This window comes from Streptomyces sp. KL109B, from assembly GCF_030766935.1.
GTDB lineage: Bacteria > Actinomycetota > Actinomycetes > Streptomycetales > Streptomycetaceae > Streptomyces.
In genome coordinates, this window is the sequence record NZ_JASERL010000001.1 from 376,065 (window position 1) to 394,659 (window position 18,595).

General features: G+C 71.3%; 19 protein-coding genes. 13 read left to right on the forward strand and 6 right to left on the reverse strand.

Features of this window, described 5'->3' with window-relative positions:
- The first annotated feature begins 82 nt into the window (after positions 1-82).
- The gene (locus RBJ65_RS01825) at positions 83-1,399 is read left to right on the forward strand and encodes an acetyl-CoA C-acetyltransferase (protein WP_306321131.1); all 1,317 of its coding nucleotides are present in this window, start codon (positions 83-85) and stop codon (positions 1,397-1,399) included.
- 380 nt (positions 1,400-1,779) lie between these two features.
- On the opposite strand, the gene RBJ65_RS01830 is transcribed toward RBJ65_RS01825, so the two are convergent.
- Positions 1,780-2,619, reverse strand: a complete 840-nt coding sequence (locus RBJ65_RS01830; RefSeq protein WP_306321130.1) for a helix-turn-helix domain-containing protein — start codon at positions 2,617-2,619, stop codon at positions 1,780-1,782.
- 255 nt (positions 2,620-2,874) lie between these two features.
- Here RBJ65_RS01830 and RBJ65_RS01835 point away from each other — a divergent pair, with 255 nt between their 5' ends.
- Positions 2,875-4,287: an MFS transporter gene (locus RBJ65_RS01835; protein WP_306321129.1), complete on the forward strand. Its 1,413-nt coding sequence runs from the start codon at positions 2,875-2,877 to the stop codon at positions 4,285-4,287.
- Positions 4,288-4,348: 61 nt separating this feature from the next.
- Here RBJ65_RS01835 and RBJ65_RS01840 read toward each other — a convergent pair whose 3' ends face one another.
- The gene (locus tag RBJ65_RS01840; RefSeq protein ID WP_306321128.1) at positions 4,349-5,176 is read right to left on the reverse strand and encodes an AraC family transcriptional regulator; all 828 of its coding nucleotides are present in this window, start codon (positions 5,174-5,176) and stop codon (positions 4,349-4,351) included.
- Here RBJ65_RS01840 and RBJ65_RS01845 point away from each other — a divergent pair.
- Together RBJ65_RS01845 and RBJ65_RS01850 are read left to right on the forward strand one after the other, a co-directional pair.
- Positions 5,175-5,672, forward strand: coding sequence for a DUF2000 family protein (locus tag RBJ65_RS01845; RefSeq protein WP_372341361.1), 498 nt, complete (start codon positions 5,175-5,177; stop codon positions 5,670-5,672). The genes RBJ65_RS01840 and RBJ65_RS01845 overlap by 2 nt on opposite strands.
- Before the next feature lie 106 nt (positions 5,673-5,778).
- Entirely contained in the window at positions 5,779-7,035 is a 1,257-nt protein-coding gene (locus tag RBJ65_RS01850) for an MFS transporter (RefSeq protein ID WP_306321126.1), read from the forward strand.
- 74 nt (positions 7,036-7,109) lie between these two features.
- Here RBJ65_RS01850 and RBJ65_RS01855 read toward each other — a convergent pair whose 3' ends face one another.
- Entirely contained in the window at positions 7,110-7,313 is a 204-nt protein-coding gene (locus RBJ65_RS01855; RefSeq protein ID WP_093718378.1) for a cold-shock protein, read from the reverse strand.
- A 326-nt stretch (positions 7,314-7,639) separates the two neighbouring features.
- On the opposite strand from RBJ65_RS01855, the gene RBJ65_RS01860 reads away from it, so the two are divergent.
- The 6 genes from RBJ65_RS01860 to RBJ65_RS01885 all read left to right on the forward strand — a co-directional run bounded on the left by RBJ65_RS01860 (position 7,640) and on the right by RBJ65_RS01885 (position 13,753).
- Positions 7,640-8,491 (forward strand): menaquinone biosynthetic enzyme MqnA/MqnD family protein, encoded by an 852-nt coding sequence (locus tag RBJ65_RS01860; protein WP_306321229.1) that lies wholly within the window; start codon positions 7,640-7,642, stop codon positions 8,489-8,491.
- A gap of 224 nt (positions 8,492-8,715) precedes the next feature.
- A complete protein-coding gene (locus RBJ65_RS01865) occupies positions 8,716-10,395 on the forward strand; it encodes a serine/threonine-protein kinase (RefSeq protein ID WP_306321125.1) in 1,680 nt (559 codons plus the stop codon).
- Between the two features lie 3 nt (positions 10,396-10,398).
- Positions 10,399-11,079, forward strand: coding sequence for an A24 family peptidase (locus tag RBJ65_RS01870; protein ID WP_306321124.1), 681 nt, complete (start codon positions 10,399-10,401; stop codon positions 11,077-11,079).
- 78 nt (positions 11,080-11,157) lie between these two features.
- On the forward strand, positions 11,158-12,366 hold the full coding sequence (mqnC, locus tag RBJ65_RS01875) for a cyclic dehypoxanthinyl futalosine synthase (protein WP_306321123.1): 1,209 nt from the start codon (positions 11,158-11,160) through the stop codon (positions 12,364-12,366).
- A gap of 7 nt (positions 12,367-12,373) precedes the next feature.
- A complete protein-coding gene (locus tag RBJ65_RS01880; RefSeq protein ID WP_306321122.1) occupies positions 12,374-12,967 on the forward strand; it encodes a hypothetical protein in 594 nt (197 codons plus the stop codon).
- A 90-nt stretch (positions 12,968-13,057) separates the two neighbouring features.
- Positions 13,058-13,753 (forward strand): demethylmenaquinone methyltransferase, encoded by a 696-nt coding sequence (locus RBJ65_RS01885; protein WP_306321121.1) that lies wholly within the window; start codon positions 13,058-13,060, stop codon positions 13,751-13,753.
- A gap of 16 nt (positions 13,754-13,769) precedes the next feature.
- Here the strand turns inward: RBJ65_RS01885 and RBJ65_RS01890 are convergent, their stop codons facing one another.
- Both RBJ65_RS01890 and RBJ65_RS01895 read right to left on the reverse strand, forming a co-directional pair.
- Positions 13,770-14,072: a PASTA domain-containing protein gene (locus tag RBJ65_RS01890; RefSeq protein ID WP_306332111.1), complete on the reverse strand. Its 303-nt coding sequence runs from the start codon at positions 14,070-14,072 to the stop codon at positions 13,770-13,772.
- A 142-nt stretch (positions 14,073-14,214) separates the two neighbouring features.
- Positions 14,215-14,724 carry a GNAT family N-acetyltransferase gene (locus tag RBJ65_RS01895; protein WP_306321120.1) on the reverse strand — a complete coding sequence of 170 codons (510 nt, stop codon included), beginning with the start codon at positions 14,722-14,724 and terminating at the stop codon, positions 14,215-14,217.
- A gap of 95 nt (positions 14,725-14,819) precedes the next feature.
- Between RBJ65_RS01895 and RBJ65_RS01900 the strand changes: the two genes are divergently transcribed.
- Entirely contained in the window at positions 14,820-16,151 is a 1,332-nt protein-coding gene (locus tag RBJ65_RS01900; protein ID WP_306321119.1) for a geranylgeranyl reductase family protein, read from the forward strand.
- A gap of 59 nt (positions 16,152-16,210) precedes the next feature.
- Positions 16,211-16,537 carry a putative quinol monooxygenase gene (locus RBJ65_RS01905; RefSeq protein WP_306321118.1) on the forward strand — a complete coding sequence of 109 codons (327 nt, stop codon included), beginning with the start codon at positions 16,211-16,213 and terminating at the stop codon, positions 16,535-16,537.
- 148 nt (positions 16,538-16,685) lie between these two features.
- Here RBJ65_RS01905 and RBJ65_RS01910 read toward each other — a convergent pair whose 3' ends face one another.
- On the reverse strand, positions 16,686-17,522 hold the full coding sequence (locus RBJ65_RS01910; RefSeq protein ID WP_306321117.1) for a C40 family peptidase: 837 nt from the start codon (positions 17,520-17,522) through the stop codon (positions 16,686-16,688).
- A gap of 710 nt (positions 17,523-18,232) precedes the next feature.
- On the opposite strand from RBJ65_RS01910, the gene RBJ65_RS01915 reads away from it, so the two are divergent.
- Positions 18,233-18,592: an NADH-quinone oxidoreductase subunit A gene (locus RBJ65_RS01915; protein ID WP_306321116.1), complete on the forward strand. Its 360-nt coding sequence runs from the start codon at positions 18,233-18,235 to the stop codon at positions 18,590-18,592.
- Positions 18,593-18,595 lie beyond the last annotated feature (3 nt).

Genomic DNA, 18,595 nt, shown 5'->3' on the forward strand with positions numbered 1-18,595 from the left:
GCTCCCAGCTCGGTCGTAAATTTACTACGGAGTAAGGTTACTCAATGGTCAGGACTTGTCGAGAGCTCAGGAGCTGCCGAAGATGGCGCGAACCCCGAAGGGCCCTGCCGCCCCCGTCATAGGAAACGCCCCGAGGCGCGTCGCCGTCGTCGCGGGCGGCCGCATCCCGTTCGCGCGCTCCGACGGCCCGTACGCGACCGCGTCCAACCAGGACATGCTGACCGCCGCGCTCGACGGCCTCGTCGGCCGGTACAAGCTCCACGAGCCGGGCGCCGTCGGCGAGTTCGTGGCGGGCGCGGTGCTCAAGCACAGCCGTGACTTCAACCTCGCGCGCGAGACCGTGCTCGGTTCGATGCTGGACGCGCGCACGCCCGCGTACGACATCCAGCAGGCCTGCGGCACCGGCCTGCAGGCCGTGATCGCCGCCGCCAACAAGATCGCGCTCGGGCAGACGGAGAGCGCGATCGCGGGCGGCTCCGACACGGCGAGCGACGCGCCGCTCGGCGTCAACGACGAGCTGCGCAAAATCCTGTTGGCGGCGCGCCGCGCCAAGTCCGCGGGTGCCCGCCTGAAGGCGCTGGCCCGGATCAGGCCGGGGCACCTGGTCCCCGACATCCCGCGCAACGCGGAGCCGCGCACCCATCTGTCCATGGGCGAGCACGCCGCGGTCACGGCCCGCGCGTGGGGCATCACCCGCGAGGCCCAGGACGAGCTGGCCGCGACCAGCCACCAGCGCCTCGCGGCGGCGTACGAACGCGGACTCCTGGACGAACTCGTCGTCCCCTACCGGGGACTTGAGCGCGACCAGAACCTGCGCCCCGGCTCGACGGTCGAGAAACTCGGCACGCTGAAGCCGGTGTTCGGGGTGGACGGCCCCAACCCGACGATGACGGCGGGCAATTCGACGCCGCTGACGGACGGGGCGGCGGTGGTGCTGCTCGCGAGCGAGGAGTGGGCGAAGGCGCGCGGGTTGGAGCCGTTGGCGTATCTGACCGCGTACGAGACGGCGGCGGTGGACTTCGTCGACGGTGACGTCAAGGGTGGGGACGGTGGGGACGGGTTGCTGATGGCGCCCGCGTATGCCGTACCGCGGATGTTGGAGCGGGCCGGGCTCGGGGTCGAGGACTTCGACCTGGTCGAGGTGCATGAGGCGTTCGCCTCGCAGGTGCTCGCGACGCTCGCCGCGTGGGAGAAGGCGGGGCTCGCGCCGGTCGACCGGGGGCGGTTGAACGTGGCGGGGTCGTCCCTCGCGACCGGGCATCCGTTCGCGGCGACGGGGGCGCGCATCGTCGCGACGCTGGCCAAGTTGCTCGCCGAACGGGGTGGTTCGGGCCGCGGCCTGATCTCCATCTGCGCGGCAGGCGGCCAGGGCGTCACCGCCATCCTGGAGCGCGCCTGAACCGTGGTTACGGCCTCGGGGCTCCGCCCCGGACCCCGCTGCTCAATCGCCGCAGGGGCTTGAATGCGGTCACCCGCCACCGAGAGCTTGAACAGCGACCCGGCGCGCAAGACAGGCTCTGCCGGCGGCGGGTGCGTAAATCAGGCCTCGCCGGGGGCGGGTGCGCAAATCGAGCCCCTCCGGGGGGGCGGGTGCGTAAATCAAGTCTCGCCGGGGGCGGGTGCGCAAATCCAGCTCCTCCGGGGGCGGGTGCGCAAATCCAGCCCCTCCGGCGGCGGGTACGCAAATCCAGCTCCTCCGGCGGCGGGTGCGCAAAAGCAAGCCTCGCCGGCGATTGAGGCGCGGGGTCCGGGGCGGAGCCCCGAGGCGTCGACCACGGTTCAGGACGCGGCGGGGTCCAGGTTCAGGACCGCTTGTTCGTCGGGCGAACCGGCGGGGGCCTGGTACACGACCATGCGCTGCCCACCCGTCCGCGCCAACTGCATCACCTCGAACGTGAGCGTCATCCCGCCCACCTTCGGATGGTCGAACGACTTCGTGCCACCGCTGCGCTCATGAACCTCGTACCGGTCCCAGATCCGCGCGAAGTCGGGCGACTTCAGCAGGAGTTCGCCGACCAGCGCCGCCATCCGCGGATCGTCCGCGTCCGTCCCGCCGATCGCCCGCAGGTGGGCGACCGACGCGGACACGGTCTCCTCCCACGGCACGTACAGCTCCCGGCCGATCGGATGCAGGAAGAGGTAGCGGGTGATGTTGCGCTGCTCGGCCGGCAGGTCCCACAGGCCGGGCAGCAGCCGCCGCCCCGCCGGGTTCGCCGCGAGCACGTAGTTGAACCGGCTGACCACGTACGCGGGCAGCGGTCGCAGCGCCTCCAGCATCCGCAGCACCGAGTCCCGCACCGTGTCGTCGGTGGTGGGCCGTGGCTCGGTGTGCCGGCCGGAGGCCATCTCGGCGAGGTCGTGCAGCCGCTCGTGGGCGTCGCCGCGCAGCCGCAGCGCGTGCGCGATGGCATCGATCACGGCGGGGGAGGGGTTGGTCTCGCGGCCCCGCTCCAGGCGGGTGTAGTAGTCGACGCTGACCCCGGCGAGGGTCGCCAGCTCCTCGCGGCGCAGACCCGGCGTGCGCCGCAGGCCCGTGCCCGCGGGCAGGCCCGCGTCGGCCGGTGTCACTTGCCCCCTGCGGGCGCGCAGATAGCGGCCCAGTTCCGTGGTCTCAGCCATACGTGCATTGTCCACGTTCGTCGAGTGCGGTGGGGGGCCGTGTCAGGACCAGGAACGCGGCGCCCCGGTGGCGAGCGGCCTGCCACCTTTCGCGGCGCGGCCACAGAGTGGTTCTCGCTGCGGGTGGCCGGCAGGTGAGCAAGGGCCCTTCTCGTACGGAGCAGGGACCCGGGCCCAGGGAGTGCGTGTCACAGGGCCGCGGCCCCGCCCCTGCCGCCCGCCCGCACCTCGAACACCGCGCCCCAGGAGGACAGCGTGCCCACCACCACCGCCAGCAGAGCCCGTACGCAACCCGTAACACGACCCGTACTCGAAGCACCGGTACAGACACCCGGCCGCCCCGCCGGCACCGCCGCCCTCCTCGCCGCGCTGCTCGGCTTCGCCGTGATCACCATCGACGTGTCGGCCGTGAACATCGCGCTGCCCGGCATCCGCGCCGACCTGCACAGCGGCATGACCGGACTGCAGTGGGTGGCGGACGCGTACACGCTGATGTTCGCCGGTCTGATGCTGTCGGCCGGAGCGCTCTCCGACCGCACCGGCGCCCGCCGCGCCTACGTACTCGGCACCGCCCTGTTCACCCTCGCCTCCCTTGCCTGCGCCCTCGCCCCCGGCCTCGGCGCGCTGATCGCGGCCCGCGTCGTCCAGGGCGGGGCGGCGGCGGTGCTCATGCCCGCCTCGCTGGCGCTGATCCGGGAGGCGTACGACGACGCGCGGCGGCGGGCGCGGGCGATCGCCCTGTGGACGGTCGGCGGCTCGGTGGCGATGGCGGCGGGCCCGGTGCTCGGCGGCGTACTGACCGAACACGTCGGCTGGCGCGCGGTGTTCTTCCTCAACCTGCCCGTCGGCGCGGCCATCCTCGCCCTGCTCACCAAGGTCGCCCCGTCCCCGCGCCGCCCCGCGCCCCTCGACGTTCCCGGCCAGATCACCGCGGTCCTCACGCTCGCGGGCCTCACCTTCGCCGTCATCGAGGGCGGCGCCGCGGGCCTGGCGGCACTGGCCGTGTCGGTGGTCTCCGCGATCACCTTCTACGTCACGGAGAAGCGCCACCGCGCCCCCATGGTCCCGCTGAGCATGCTGCGCGACCGCACGGTCTCGGTGTCCCTCGCGGTCGGCTTCGCCATCAACGTCGGCTTCTACGGTGTGGTGTTCCTGCTCGGCCTCTACCTCCAGCAGCTGCGCGGCATGTCGGCGACCTCGGCGGGCCTGGTCTTCGTACCGCTGGCCGTACTGATCACCGGCATGAACCTGATCTCGCCCCGCACGGCCGAACGCTTCGGCCGCCGCGCGGTCGTCGTCACCGGCCAACTCGTCCTGGCCCTCGCGATGTTCGCGCTGCTGCCGCTGACCGCGCACACGCCGACCTGGCTGCTCCTGCTCCTCCTCGTCCCGACCGGCCTCGGCGGCGCGTTCGCGATCCCCGCGGTCACGGCGATGCTGATGGACGCCGTCCCCGGCCCGCGCGTCGGCACCGCCTCCGGCCTCCTCAACGCCCTGCGCCAGACCGGCGGCGCGCTCGCGGTCGCCGTCTTCGGCACCCTCCTCGCAGCCGGCGGCGAGGGCACGTTCTCCCTGCCCGGAATGCGCTGGAGCCTGCTGGCGGCCGGCACCCTGCTGACGGCAACGGCCCTCCTGAGCGCGACCCTGCTGCACCGACCTTCCGGGTGACCCAATCAAGCCCCGCCTTTCGTACGAGAGCCGGCGGGGTCCGGGGCAGAGCCCCGCGACCTCAACCACACCCACCCCGCGCGAACCTCCCGGGCGTCACCCCGACCACCCGCTTGAAGCACCGCGTCAAATGCGCCTGGTCATAGAACCCACAGGCCCCCGCCACCCCCGCGGGGGCCTGCCCACCGAGCAACAACCCCCGCGCCCGATCCACCCGCCGCGCCATCAGGTACTGATGCGGAGCGATCCCGTACGCCGCCCCGAACGACCGCACCAGATGCGCCGGATGCGCGTGCAGCAGCCCCGCCGCCTCCTTCAGGTCGACCCCGTCGACCACCCGCGCGTCGAGCAACTCCCGCAACGCCGCCGCGACCCGCCCGTCCGGCAAGGGCCTACGGACCTCGGCGAGCCCCGGCCGCAACCGTTCACGGAGCCGTTCCCCGACGAAGGTGAGACGCGCGGCGGCCTCCAGCTCGTCGCCGGGCCGCGCCAGCGCGGCGTGCAACTGCCCGATGCGCCGTCGCAGCAGCGGATCCACCAGGTCGGGACCGTCCACGGCGGCCCCGATGAAGGACGCGTCCAGCGGACCGTCGTCCCCCGCCGCGTCCAGGTACAGCACCCGCTTGCGGAAGCCGTCCGGCGTCGCGGACTGCCCGTTGTGCGGAACCTGCGGCGGCAGCAGCGAGACGGTGCCCAGCGGGGTGCCGTGCTCGTGCCGCTCCAGGTCGTAGCGGACCGCGCCCTCGTCGACGATCAGCAGCGTCCAGGTGTCGTGCACGTGCATCGGGTAGGCGTGCCGCGTGAAGTGGGCGTGGAAGACCTCGGCGACGCCCGGTACGCGGGGCCGCCACGCACTGATCTCCTCGCTCGCAGAGCTGCCGCCCACCATGCAAAAAACGTACAAGACCGGCCGCCGCCCCGACCGGCAGTCTCACTCCATGAGCACCGAGACCCCTGCCCCCGCCCCCGCGCCCACCCGCTTCGACACCAAGATCGCCGTCCTGCTCCGCGAGGACCTGGAGACATGGCAGCGCCTCAACGTCACGTCGTTCCTGGTCAGCGGCCTCGGAACGCAGTCGCCCGAGGTGATCGGCGAACCGTACGAGGACGCCGACGGCACCCCGTACCTGCCGATGTTCCGCCAGCCCGTGCTGGTCTTCGAGGGCGACAAGGCCCTCCTGAAGACCGCCCACGAACGCGCCCTGCGCCGCGCGCTGCCCCGCGCCGTCTTCACGTCCGACCTGTTCGCCACCGGCAACGACACCGACAACAGGGCGGCCGTACGCGCCGTCGCCACCGCCGAACTGGACCTGGTGGGCCTCGCGGTGCACGGCCCGCGGAACGCGGTGGACAAGGTCCTCAAGGGAGCACACATGCACCCGTGACCGGCCCGACCGGCCCGACCGGCCTGTCCGACGGCGGGATTGGCCCACCGGCCACCCCCACAAGTTGCCTATCCGCACCGGACCATTCGTCCATACCTTGTGGCGCATGCCGCCCCGCTCGCGCACCCACACCCGTACAGACACCCGTACCCGTACAAACACCCGTACCCTCGCCGCCGCACAGCTCGCCAACTCCCTTGGCGACGGCGCCTTTTACACCACCTCAGCCCTCTACTTCACCCGTGTCGTCGGCCTCTCGCCCACCCAGGTGGGCCTCGCCCTCACGGTGGCGTGGGCGGTCGGCGCCGTGGCGGGGGTGCCGCTGGGGGCGCTCGCCGACCGGCGCGGACCGCGCGGCGCGGCCGTGCTGCTGGCCCTGGCCACCGCGGCGGCCGTGCTGTCGTTCCTGGTCATCCGCTCGTACGGGGTGTTCCTGCTCGCGGTCGTCGGCTACGCGGTCGCGCAGTGCGGGCTCGCCGCGGCCCGGCAGGCGCTGCTCGCGGGGCTCGTGGCACCGGGGGAGCGGACCGGCGTCCTGGCGCGGCTGCAGTCGACGCTCAACGCGGGGCTCGCCGCCGGCGCGGGGGTCGGCGGCCTCGCCCTCCAGCACGACACGCACGCCGGGTATCTCGCCGTGTTCGCGCTCGACGGGGCCGGCTTCGTGGCCTGCGCGCTGATCCTGCTGCGGCTGCCCGCGGTGCCGGCCGCCCCGACGCGGACGGCGAAGGAGCCGCGCCTCGCGGTGCTCCGCGACCGGCCGTACGCCGTCGTGACCCTGATCAACGCCGTGCTGCTGCTGCGCCTGCCGCTGCTCTCGGTCGCGCTGCCGCTGTGGATCGTGACGCACACGGCAGCGCCCGGCTGGGTGGTCTCCGCGCTGTTCGTCCTCAACACCCTTGGCGTGATGGCCTTCCAGGTACGCGTGGCACGCGGCGTCACCGGCCTGTCCACCGCCGTCCGGATTGTGCGCCGCTCCGGCATCGTGATGCTGGCGGCGTGCGTGGTGTTCGCCGCGTCGGCCGCGGGCGGGCTCGGGCCGTGGGGCGCGGCGGCGGTCCTCGTCGCGGCCTCGGTCCTCCAACTCGTCGGGGAAATGCAGCAGTCGGCGGGCTCGTGGCAGCTCTCCTTCACCCTCGCCCCGCCCCACCGGGTCGGCCAGTACCAGGGCTTCTTCGGCACGGGCGGCCCCCTGGCCCGCACGGCGGGCCCCCTCCTGATGACCACCCTCCTGATCACCTGGGGCGTCCCCGGCTGGCTGCTCCTCGGCACGCTCTTCCTCGCGGCAGGCGCGGCCATGGCCCCGGCGACCCGCCACCTCTACCGGCCCGTACCCGCCCAAAAGGCAGGAGCCCCGCTGCCGTAAAGGCGCGGGGCTCCTTGGGTACTGCACTAGGTTCCGGATCGGGACACGGCAACTACCGTGCGATCACGAAGGACTTAGAGAGCGGTGACGTTCTCCGCCTGCGGACCCTTGGGGCCCTGCGTGACGTCGAAGGACACTGCCTGGTTCTCCTCGAGGGAGCGGAAGCCGTTCGCGTTGATCGCGGAGTAGTGGACGAAGACGTCCGGGCCGCCGCCTTCCTGGGCGATGAAGCCAAAGCCCTTTTCAGCGTTGAACCACTTCACGGTTCCGGTAGCCATAAGCCCTCCCATGGGCCAAAGGGTTGCCCTGCTCCAGAACCTGCAAATGCGCTTGCGAACAACTGCATAAGTCTGAAAATGACGAGAGCCCGCGGTCACATGCTCCGCAGGCTCTGTACTGCAAGGGAAACCAAACTGCAACTTGCGGCGAGCCTAGCACGCAGGCAGCCGAAAGCGATAGAGGTCAAGATCACGTCACCCACAGGTTTGACGTGATCTTGTTGGGGGTTGACCGGCGCCGTGCCGGACCCGGATCCTGCACCGTACCGCATGGGGTTTAGTCTCGCGATGTGGACAATTCTCCCGAGATCCTGAAGCCCGAGATCCTGAAGGCCGCGCGCCGCACTCGTCCGCGAGTGGGCCACATCCAGTTCCTCAACTGCATGCCTCTGTACTGGGGACTCGCCAGGACCGGCTCGCTCCTCGACTTCGAGCTGACCAAGGACACGCCGGAGAAGCTCAGCGAACAGCTGGTGGGCGGCGACCTCGACATCGGTCCGATCACCCTCGTCGAGTTCCTCAAGGCGGCCGACGACCTCGTCGCGTTCCCGAACCTCGCCGTGGGCTGCGACGGTCCCGTGATGTCCTGCGTGATCGTCTCGCAGGTCCCCCTCGACCAGCTGGACGGCCGCCGCGTCGCCCTCGGGTCCACCTCCCGTACGTCGGTCAGGCTCGCGCAGCTGCTGCTCGCGGAGCGCTTCGGCGTACGGCCCGACTACTACACGTGCCCGCCCGACCTCGGCCTGATGATGCAGGACGCGGAGGCGGCCGTGCTCATCGGGGACGCCGCGCTGCGGGCGAACCTGCACGACGCGCCGCGGCTCGGCCTCCAGGTGCACGACCTGGGCGCGCTGTGGAAGGAGTGGACGGGGCTGCCGTTCGTCTTCGCGGTGTGGGCGGCGCGCAAGGAGTACGTGGAGCGCGAGCCGCTGATCACGCGGAAGGTGCACGAGGCGTTCCTGGCCTCGCGCGACCTGTCCTTGGAGGAGGTCGCCAAGGTCTCCGAGCAGGCGGCGCGCTGGGAGGTCTTCGACGAGAAGGTCCTGGAGGAGTACTTCACGACGCTCGACTTCCGCTTCGGTCCCGCGCAGCTGGAAGGCGTCACCGAGTTCGCGCGGCGGGTCGGACCCACGACGGGTTTTCCCGCGGATGTGCGGGTCGAGCTGCTGACGTCGTGAATTCGCCCTGCTATCCGGGTTATTCGGGTTATGCGGGTCATCCGGTGCGGGATTTCTGAAGGTCCGATTCGGGAATTCCGCGGCGGTGGGGTGAATTCGGCATGAAATCGCGGTGATTCAGCGGCCGACCGCCGAGATCTCCCGATGCGTTCCCGTGCCTTCGCGGGACGGATGCGCGGGGCTACGCTGCTGGTGCGCGCGTGCACATTGGGGGAGGTCCGCACATGCAGCCGCTTCAAACCGGCGAACCCGCGACGGTGGGGCCCTATCGGTTGCTCGGCAGGATCGGTTCGGGCGGTATGGGCCGGGTGTATCTGGGCCGCAGCGCCGGGGGGCGCACCGTGGCCGTGAAGATCGTGCATCCGCACTTCGCGCTCGACGACGAGTTCCGCGCCCGCTTCAAGCGTGAGGTGGAGGCGGCCCGCCGGGTCGGCGGGGCCTGGACGGCGCCGGTGCTCGACGCGGACCCGGACGCCGAGGTGCCGTGGGTCGCGACCGGGTACGTCGCCGGGCCCTCGCTCACCCAGGCCGTCGGCGAGGGGGCGGGACTGCCCGAGCACTCCGTACGGGTCCTGGGGGCCGGCCTCGCCGAGGCGCTCGCGGCCGTGCACGGCCTGGGCCTGGTGCACCGCGACGTAAAGCCGTCGAACGTACTGCTCACCCTGGACGGGCCGCGGCTCATCGACTTCGGGATCGCCCGCGCCACCGACGGCACCGCCTCCCTCACCTCCACCGGCGTCTCCATCGGCTCGCCCGGCTACATGTCGCCCGAGCAGATCCTCGGCAAGGGCGTCACGGGCGCCGCCGACGTCTTCTCGCTCGGCGCGGTCCTGGTGTACGCGGCGGTGGGGGCGTCCCCGTTCCCCGGCGACTCGTCGGCGGCGCTGCTCTACAAGGTCGTCCACGAGGAACCCGAACTCGGCTCGCTGGCCGGGGAGTTGCGCGAGGTCGCGGCGGCCTGCCTGGCGAAGGACCCGGCCGCGCGGCCCACGCCGGACGAGGTCGCGCGGCGGCTCGCGCCCCAGGGCGCGGCACGGCTCGTACAGGCGGGATGGCTGCCGGGGCCGCTGGTCGAGGAGGTCTCGCGGGGCGCGGTGCGGCTCCTGGACCTGGAGAGCGCCCTGGAGCCCGGGGGTGGGACCGGCGGCGTACCGGACTCGGGGCCGATGGACTTCAGCAGCCCGGCCGTGGCGGGGAGTTCGGCCCCGGCCGGGGTCTTCGGGCCGCCGGATCCCGCGTACGAGGCCGTGCCCCACCCTCGTGACGTGCCGCCCCACCCCCGTACGGAGACCTCCCACCCCAGGCCCCCCGAGGCGGCGCCCAAGGAGGACGCCGTGCCGGGGCGGCTCTCGGTGTCCGTGGCGGCGACCTCGACCCGGGACACCGGGAACGGGCGGGGCCGCAGGGTCAGTTGCTCGGTGGCGCTCGCCGTCGTGGGTTGCCTCGCGGCGGTGACCGTCGGCGGGGTCTTCGTGTTCAACCTGATGGAGGGCGGCGGCGGGGGCACCGCGAGCGGGGCGAGGCCCTCCGCGTCCGCCGCGTCCAAGGCGCCGGCCGTGCCGGAGTTCTACGTAGGGACCTGGGAGGGGCCCGTGACCCAGGCGGGCTTCGACGGCGGCACCTTCCGCATCGACCTGAAGCAGGCCGAGGTCGGCAAGCAGGTCGGCAAGGTGCACTCGACGGACCAGATCGGCGTCCTGCGGTGCGTCGACGTACTGACCCTGAAGTCCGCCAACGGCAAGGAGCTGGTGGCGGCGGGCAAGGCCGCGCCGGACAACCCCGGCCTCTGCGCGAAGGGCGCGCACACCGTGCACCTCACCAGGGACGGCACGGGGCTGAAGTACACGTCCGAGTACCCGGACGCGGGCAACCCCGAGGCGACGCTCAAGCGGGTGGGGCGGTAGGGCGTGGGCGTCGAGGTCGTGGTCGTGCTCGCCGCGCTGTGGGGCGCCGCCGTGGGTGTGGTCCTGCCCCGGGCCGCGTACCGGCTCTCCGTCGAACCGGGGGAGCCGTGGCGGTCGGCCCGCGGCTGGCTGGGTCCGCGGCCGGGGCCGCGCGCCGCCACCCTCGCCACCGGCACCGCCCTCGGCTGCGCGCTGCTCGCCGCCGCCACCGGCACCCGCCCCGAACTCGCCGCGTGGCTGCTGCTCGCGCCGCTCTGCGCGCTCCTGGCCACCGTCGACTTCGCGGTGCACCGGCTGCCGGACGTGCTCACGCTGCCGCTCGCCGCGCTCGCCCTGCTCGCGCTCGGCGGGGCGGCGCTGCTGCCGGAGGCGGGCGGGGTGTGGACCGGGGCGCTGTGGGGAGCGCTCGGCCTGGGAGGCGGGTACCTGCTCCTGCTCCTCGCCTACCCGAAGGGGATGGGCTTCGGGGACGTGAAGCTGGCGGTGGGGCTCGGGGCGGCGCTCGGCTGGTACGGGTGGGGTGCGCTGTTCCTGGGGGCGTTCGCGGGGGTGCTGTTCAACGGCCTGTACGCGCTGGCGCTCGTGGTCACGCGGCGGGCGGGGCGGCGGACCGAGATCCCGTTCGGGCCCTTCATGATCCTGGGCGCGCTCGCGGGGGTTCTGCTGGGCGCCCTGGGGGCCTGACGTACGCTGAGATTCCAGCTCAGACTCGTCGAGATTCCAGCTCGGACTCGTCAGAATCCTCCGAAAGGGGCTCGCCCGGTGACCGAGAAGGCCGCGCTGCCGTCCATGATGGCCATCCTCGACCGCGCCGCCGCCGGTGGGCGCATCACCCCCGAGGAAGCCGTCACCCTGTACCGCGACGCCCCGCTGCACGCGCTCGGCGCCGCCGCCGACGCGATCCGCCGCCGCAAGTACGCGGGCATCGAGCACATCGCGACGTACATCATCGAGCGGAACATCAACTACACGAACGTGTGCGTCACGGCGTGCAAGTTCTGCGCCTTCTACGCGGCCCCCAAGGACACCAAGAAGGGCTGGACCCGCGACCTCGACGACATCCTGCGGCGCTGCCAGGAGACCGTCGAGCTGGGCGGCACGCAGATCATGTTCCAGGGCGGGCACCACCCGGACTACGGCGTCGAGTACTACGAGAAGCACTTCAGCGCCATCAAGAAGGAGTTCCCGCAGCTCGTCATCCACAGCCTGGGGGCCTCGGAGATCGAGCACATGGCGCGCATCTCCAAGGTGAGCGTGGAGGAGGCGATCCAGCGGATCCACACCGCAGGGCTCGACTCCTTCGCGGGCGCCGGCGCGGAGCTCCTGCCGGAGCGGCCCCGCAAGGCGATCGCCCCGCTCAAGGAGTCCGGCGAGCGCTGGCTGGAGATCATGGAGGCGGCGCACGGCCTGGGCGTCGAGTCCACGTCCACGATGCTGATGGGCACCGGCGAGACCAACGCCGAGCGCATCGAGCACCTGCGCATGATCCGCGACGTACAGGACCGCACGGGCGGCTTCCGCGCGTTCATCCCGTACACGTACCAGCCGGAGAACAACCACCTGAAGGGCCGCACGCAGGCGACGCTCTTCGAGTACCTGCGGATGATCGCGATCGCCCGGATCTTCCTGGACAACGTCCAGCACATCCAGGGCTCCTGGCTGACGACGGGCAAGGAAGTCGGCCAGCTGTCCCTCCATTACGGCGCCGACGACCTCGGCTCGATCATGCTGGAGGAGAACGTCGTCTCGTCGGCCGGCGCCAAGCACCGCTCGAACCGCATGGAGATCATCGAGCTGATCCGGAAGGCCGGCCGCGTCCCCGCGCAGCGCGCCACGACGTACGAGCACCTGGTCGTGCACGACGACCCGGCCAACGACCCGGTCGACGACCGCGTCACCTCGCACATCTCGTCGACGGCGATCGAGGGCGGGACGGCGCATCCCGAACTGAAGCTCGTCTCCACCAACTGAGCGCGCCTTGCCGACACTTCACGTCGACGGTGACGACTTCGCCGTGCTCGTCGAGGGCGACACCGTCAAGGCGCTCGGACCGTACGAGGAACTGGCCGCGGCCCACCCTTCCGCGCGGGTGCGGCGCTGGCCCGGCATCCTGACGCCGGGGCTCCTCAACCCGTACGGTCCCGAGATCCTGGAGCACACGTACCACCCGGACCCGCGTGAGGCGGACACCTACGGCACCGCGCCGATCGGCGGCGAACGGGCCCGCGAGATCTTCCGCGCGGACCCGTCCCGCCTTGGCGCGAGCGCGCGGCGGGGTGTGCAGCGGCTGTTCGCGCACGGGACGGTGGCGCTGGCGGGGGAGCTCCGCTCCAAGGCGGTCCTTGAGGTGGCGCGGCGGTCCGGGCTCGCGTTCGGCGCGCGGCCGGAGCGGCTGCCGGGGCCGGTCTCCCTCTCCCCGAAGCCCCTGGTGCTGTTGCCGGGGCTGGTGGTGGGCGGGCCTGCGCGCTTCGCGGTCTTCGACGTGACGGACCGCGCGGAGCTGGTGCGGCGGGGCGCGTCGACGTGTGTGGCGACGGCGGTGGCGGGACGCTTGGTGTACCGGGGGCGCTGACCACAATCAAGCCCCGCCGGCGTTTGAGGCGCGGGGTCCGGGGCGGAGCCCCGAGGCCGCAACCCCGGGCTCGGGTGCCAGAATGACCCCGTGACCCGTGCATCCCTGGACAAGCAGCCCCACGAAGTCGCCTCCATGTTCGACGACGTGGCGGAGAAGTACGACCTCACCAACGACGTGCTGTCCCTGGGACAGACCCGCCTGTGGCGCAAGGAGGTCGCCAAGGCCGTCGCCGCCCGCCCCGCGCAGAAGATCCTCGACCTCGCGGCCGGCACCGCCACCTCCTCCCAGCCCTTCGCCCAGGCCGGCGCCTACGTCGTCCCCTGCGACTTCTCCCTCGGCATGCTCCGCGTAGGAAAGCAGCGCCACCCGTGGATGCCGTTCACGGCGGGCGACGGCACGAAACTGCCGTTCAAGGACGACACGTTCGACGCCGTGACGATCTCCTTCGGGCTGCGCAACATCCAGGACACCGAGACCGCGCTGCGCGAACTGCACCGCGTCACGAAGCCCGGCGGCCGCGTCGTGATCTGCGAGTTCAGCCACCCGACGTGGGCCCCCTTCCGCACCGTCTACACCGAGTACCTGATGCGCGCCCTGCCGCCGGTCGCGCGCGCGGTGTCCTCGAACCCGGACGCGTACGTCTATCTCGCCGAGTCCATCCGCGCCTGGCCCACGCAGCCCGAACTGGCCGCGCTGATGCAGGGCGTCGGCTGGCAGCGGGTGGCGTGGCGGGACCTCACCGGCGGCATCGTCACGCTGCACCGCGGCTTCAAGAAGGCGTAGCGCGGGCCGGCCGTCGTCATGGGCACGGGCTGAACGACTCGCTGCGCGCGGGTGGTTCGTCCGGCTCGGGGAGCTCCCTGCGCATCCCGCCGCCCCGCGGCCCCGGCGCGCGCGGCACCCGCACCCCCGCGCCGCCGCCACCCTCGCCCTCACCGAGGTCGAACCACACGGTGACGACGGCGTTCCGCGGCACCTCGACGCCCGGCAGCGGGTACTGGCGCACCACGTACTCCACCGTGACCCGGTCGAAGTCGTCCCGGTCGGCCGCCGAGATCAGCACGCCGTGCTCGTGGGCCGCCTGCCGCGCGTCGACCGCCATCAGGCCGACCAGCTTCGGCACCGGCACTTCCGGTACATCGGAATTCGATGTCTTGGGCGTCTTGGGTGTCTTCACCACAGATGTCACCCCCAGGAGGTACCGGAAGGGTAGCTCCTGGGGCGAGCCTCTCGGAAGGTCCGGTTCACAGCTCCAGGCGGAAGCAGTGCCCCTGGTTTCCGTCCGGCGCCACGAACGTCTCCTCCAGTTCCATGCCCAGGCGCCGGGTCACCGCGATCGAGCGCTCGTTGCGGGCGAGGACCATCGCGACGACGCTGCGTATGCCCGCCGCGCGGACCCGCTCCAGCGTCTGCCGCGCCGCCTCCGTCGCGTACCCCTTGCCCCAGTGGTCGCGCCCGAGCCGCCAGCCGATCTCGATGTCGCCGACCGGGCCCCAGGTGCCCGGCCAGGGCTGCGCGCCCGTGAACCCGATGACGTCGCCGCCGGCGTCGGTCATCGTCCACAGGCAGAAGCCGTGCTCCGCCTCGTGCCTGCGCTGCCGCGCGGTCAGCTCCTCGTACACGGAGAGCTCCGCCGACTTGCCTCCGTGGAACTCCATGACATCGGGGTGGTCGAACACCCGGTGCCAGGCGAGCGCGTCCTCATGGGTGGGGACGCGCAGGTCCACGGTGGGTGGCACGAAGACTTCGGTCATGGGCTGGCCCTTCGCAGACTGATCAGAGTCGCTGAATAGACTGCCCATGTCCGTGCCGGACGGCACACCGTTTTCGAGCCTGGGGAGAACCCGCCGTGACCGAGCAGCCCGAGCCCCTCTCCAAGCCCCTCTCCAAGCCCCTCGCCAAGCCTCTCTCCGAGCACAGCGCGGATGTGATCGTCGTCGGTGCGGGGCCCGCCGGTTCGACGACCGCGTACTACCTCGCCAAGGCGGGCCTCGACGTCCTGTTGCTGGAGAAGACCGCGTTCCCGCGTGAAAAGGTCTGCGGCGACGGCCTCACCCCGCGCGCCACCAAACAGCTCGTCTCCATGGGCATCGACATCTCCGAAGAGGCCGGCTGGCTGCGCAACAAGGGGCTGCGCATCATCGGCGGCGGAGTCCGCCTCCAGCTCGACTGGCCGGACCTCGCCTCGTACCCGGACTACGGACTCGTTCGCAAGCGCGACGACTTCGACGAGCAGCTCGCGCGGCAGGCGCAGAAGGCGGGCGCGCGCCTCTACGAGCGGTGCAACGTCGGCGCCCCGATCACCGACGAGCGCACCGGCCGCATCACCGGCGTGCACGCCAAGCTGGGCGAGGAGAAGACCCCGGTCACCTTCCACGCGCCGCTCGTCGTCGCCGCCGACGGCAACTCCACGCGCCTCTCCCTCGCCATGGGCCTGCACCGCCGCGAGGACCGCCCGATGGGCGTCGCCGTCCGTACGTACTTCACCTCGCCCCGGCACGACGACGACTACCTGGAGTCGTGGCTGGAGCTGTGGGACCGGCGCGGGCCCGGCGAGGACCGCCTCCTTCCCGGCTACGGCTGGATCTTCGGCATGGGCGACGGCACGTCCAACGTCGGCCTCGGCATCCTGAACTCCTCGAAGGCCTTCCGCGAGTTGGACTGGCGCGAGGTCCTCAAGGCGTGGTGCGCCTCGATGCCGGAGGACTGGGGCTACACCCCGGACAACATGACGATGCCGATCCGCGGCGCCGCCCTCCCCATGGCCTTCAACCGCCAGCCGCACTACACCAAGGGCCTGCTCCTGGTCGGCGACGCGGGCGGCCTGGTCAACCCGTTCAACGGCGAGGGCATCGCGTACGCCATGGAGTCCGGCCAGATCGCCGCCGACGTCATCGTGCAGGCCCACGCGCGCGCCACCGACGCCCAGCGCGAACTCGCCCTGCAGCGTTACCCGAAGGTCCTCAAGGACACGTACGGCGGTTACTACACGATGGGCCGCGCCTTCGTGAAGATGATCGGCAACCCGAAGGTCATGAAGATCGCGACGCAGCGCGGCCTGACCCACCCGATGCTGATGAAGTTCACGCTGAAGATGCTCGCCAACCTGACGGACCCGACGGGCGGCGACGCGATGGACCGCGTCATCAACGGGCTGAGCAAGGTCGCTCCGAAGGCCTGACCGCTTCCGACCAGGCACCCGGCTTTGCCGGGAGGAGCGGCTCGGGGCAGGGTGGACCCATGATTTTCATCGCCGTCAAGTTCACCGTCCGCCCCGAGCACGCCGACTCCTGGCTGGAGAAGACCGCCGCGTTCACCGAGGCCACGCGCGCGGAGGAGGGCAACCTCTTCTACGACTGGTCCCGCAGCGTCGACGACCCGAACCAGTTCGTCGTCATCGAGGGCTTCCGGGACGCCGCCGCCGGTGCCGCGCACGTGAATTCCGACCACTTCAAGGCCGGCATGGAGACAATGGCGCCGCTCATCGCCACCACCCCGGAGATCATCAACGCCGACATCCCGAACGAGGGTTGGGGCCTGATGGGGGAGCTCTCCCCGCAGTCCTGAGCACACACGCCGAAGGCCGCCGCACCCCAAGAGGGGTGCGGCGGCCTTCGGCGTATCCGAGGTCGAAGCCCTCAAGGGGCCTCAGGCGGCGGTGTGCGGCCTCAGGGGGCCGCGGGCCCAGGGAGGGACCCGGACGTTCACAGAAACCTCAGAGAACGCGCACCGCGCCGGTCGGCTGGTCGTAGGAGAGCGGCTGCTCGACGACGCCGGTGGAGGAGTTCTGCGCGCCGACGAACTTGCCGCCGCCCACGTAGATCGCGACGTGGTAGGCGCTGCCGGAGCTGCCCCAGTAGAGGATGTCGCCGGCCTGGAGGTTGTCCAGGGAGACCTGCGTGCCCGTCGCCGACTGGTCCTGCGAGACGCGCGGCAGGTCGACACCGGCCTGCTTGAACGCGGCCTGCGTGAGGCCGGAGCAGTCCCAGGAGCTGGGGCCCGTGCCACCGGACACGTAGGCGTCACCGATCTGCGCCTTGGCGAACGCCACCACGGCGGCGGCGGAGCCGCTGGCCGGGGCGGGGGCCTCGTCGGAGGAGGACGAGGACGCCGTGGACGCCTGGAGCGTGGTGCGCTCGCTGGAGCGGGAGGCGGCGGCCTTCTCGGCGGCCTCGCGCTTGGCGGCGGCCTCGGCCTTGGCCTTCTCCTCGGCCTTCTTCTGGGCCTCGGCCTTCTTCTCGGCGGCGACCTGGTCCTTCTTCGCCTGGTCCGCGGCCTTGTCGAACGCGGCGTCGCGCTCGGCCTGGACCTGGTAGTTGGCCGCGGCCTGCTGGGTGGCGTCCGCGGACTTGGCGACCTGGGAGGACAGGTCGGTGGTGAGCGTCGGCATCTCCATCGTCTGGGTCACCGGCTCGGCGGCGCTCGCCGAACCAGCCGCACCAGCGACTGCCAGGGTGCTGAGGACGCCACCGGTAACTCCGGCGCGCAGGGCCATCTTCGAGGCGCTGCGACGGGGCTTCCGGTGGCTGGGTATGTGAGCGGTGTGGGACATGAGACCAACCGGTATCAGGGCCTCCCCGATCCCTTCAAGAAACGTGTGGTGCGCCACAGTTGTGAAGCTCGGCGCCGAAACCCGGTACCGACGGGCTTTATTGACGCCGTAACGGGCAAATGGGGCGCCCCCTCGCAGGCCCCTGAGCATGGGTTTTCTGCAATAAGTCCGAATTGCCCGACGCTTACCACCCGTTGAGGCCGTTGGCCAAGCCCGGTTTCTGACGGGTCGCCCGATGCGTGACGCAGGTCACAAGGTGTCCCCTAGGGGGTGCGGTGCACACACCGTGAACACATCTCGGGTCCACTCCCGTTCACACCTCTCCCTCCAAGGTGTGAACGGCGTCCACTATCAGCCAGCGTCGTCCAGCACCAATTTGCTTGCGATCTCCCCCTCTTGATAGAGGGCGCACCGCTACGACCAGGGGTTACCCGCCAAGTTGTCACCACTGGTGATCACTCAGGTGCTTCGCGTGTGAAGATCACCGCTCATCCGACTTCATGATCCTTCGTCAGGTGGTGGAGATCACAAAGTAGTTGGCGCACCCCGTGTCGCAGATCACAGAGTTGCAGGCATAAGATGCGGGGCAAGTTGGGCTTGTGACCCGCTTCACATGTAAGCGATCTTCGACCGTTCGCGGGACGTGGGGGGTGGGCCTCGAGCTCATGCAACCGCCAGCAGTCAATGCCGACTGAGAGGAGCGAGGAGCGGTGAACGCTTATGCGCCCATCCTCGTACTGGGAGCCCTCGGGGCAGGCTTTGCGATCTTCTCCGTGGTCATGGCCACGCTTGTCGGTCCAAAGCGGTACAACCGGGCCAAGCTGGAAGCCTACGAGTGCGGGATCGAGCCGACCCCCACGCCGGCCGGTGGCGGGCGCTTCCCCATCAAGTACTACCTGACGGCGATGCTCTTCATCGTCTTCGACATCGAGATCGTCTTTCTCTACCCCTGGGCCGTCACCTTCGACGCCCTCGGGGTGTTCGGGCTCGTAGAGATGCTGCTCTTCGTGCTCACCGTCTTCGTCGCGTACGCGTACGTATGGCGGCGCGGCGGCCTGGAATGGGACTGAGCC

What these genes read in the sequence shown, in the direction of transcription:
- RBJ65_RS01890 (WP_306332111.1), bottom strand. Translation starts at nt 14,072, where the DNA reads ATGGCGGTCGACGCGCGGCAGGCGGCCCACGAGCACGGCGTGCTGATC.
- RBJ65_RS01840 (WP_306321128.1), bottom strand. Translation starts at nt 5,176, where the DNA reads ATGGTGGGCGGCAGCTCTGCGAGCGAGGAGATCAGTGCGTGGCGGCCC.
- RBJ65_RS01855 (WP_093718378.1), bottom strand. Translation starts at nt 7,313, where the DNA reads ATGGCTACCGGAACCGTGAAGTGGTTCAACGCTGAAAAGGGCTTTGGC.
- RBJ65_RS01850 (WP_306321126.1), top strand. Translation starts at nt 5,779, where the DNA reads ATGCCGCCCCGCTCGCGCACCCACACCCGTACAGACACCCGTACCCGT.
- RBJ65_RS01845 (WP_372341361.1), top strand. Translation starts at nt 5,175, where the DNA reads ATGCAAAAAACGTACAAGACCGGCCGCCGCCCCGACCGGCAGTCTCAC.
- RBJ65_RS01895 (WP_306321120.1), bottom strand. Translation starts at nt 14,724, where the DNA reads ATGACCGAAGTCTTCGTGCCACCCACCGTGGACCTGCGCGTCCCCACC.
- RBJ65_RS01825 (WP_306321131.1), top strand. Translation starts at nt 83, where the DNA reads ATGGCGCGAACCCCGAAGGGCCCTGCCGCCCCCGTCATAGGAAACGCC.
- RBJ65_RS01910 (WP_306321117.1), bottom strand. Translation starts at nt 17,522, where the DNA reads ATGTCCCACACCGCTCACATACCCAGCCACCGGAAGCCCCGTCGCAGC.
- RBJ65_RS01905 (WP_306321118.1), top strand. Translation starts at nt 16,211, where the DNA reads ATGATTTTCATCGCCGTCAAGTTCACCGTCCGCCCCGAGCACGCCGAC.
- RBJ65_RS01830 (WP_306321130.1), bottom strand. Translation starts at nt 2,619, where the DNA reads ATGGCTGAGACCACGGAACTGGGCCGCTATCTGCGCGCCCGCAGGGGG.
- RBJ65_RS01865 (WP_306321125.1), top strand. Translation starts at nt 8,716, where the DNA reads ATGCAGCCGCTTCAAACCGGCGAACCCGCGACGGTGGGGCCCTATCGG.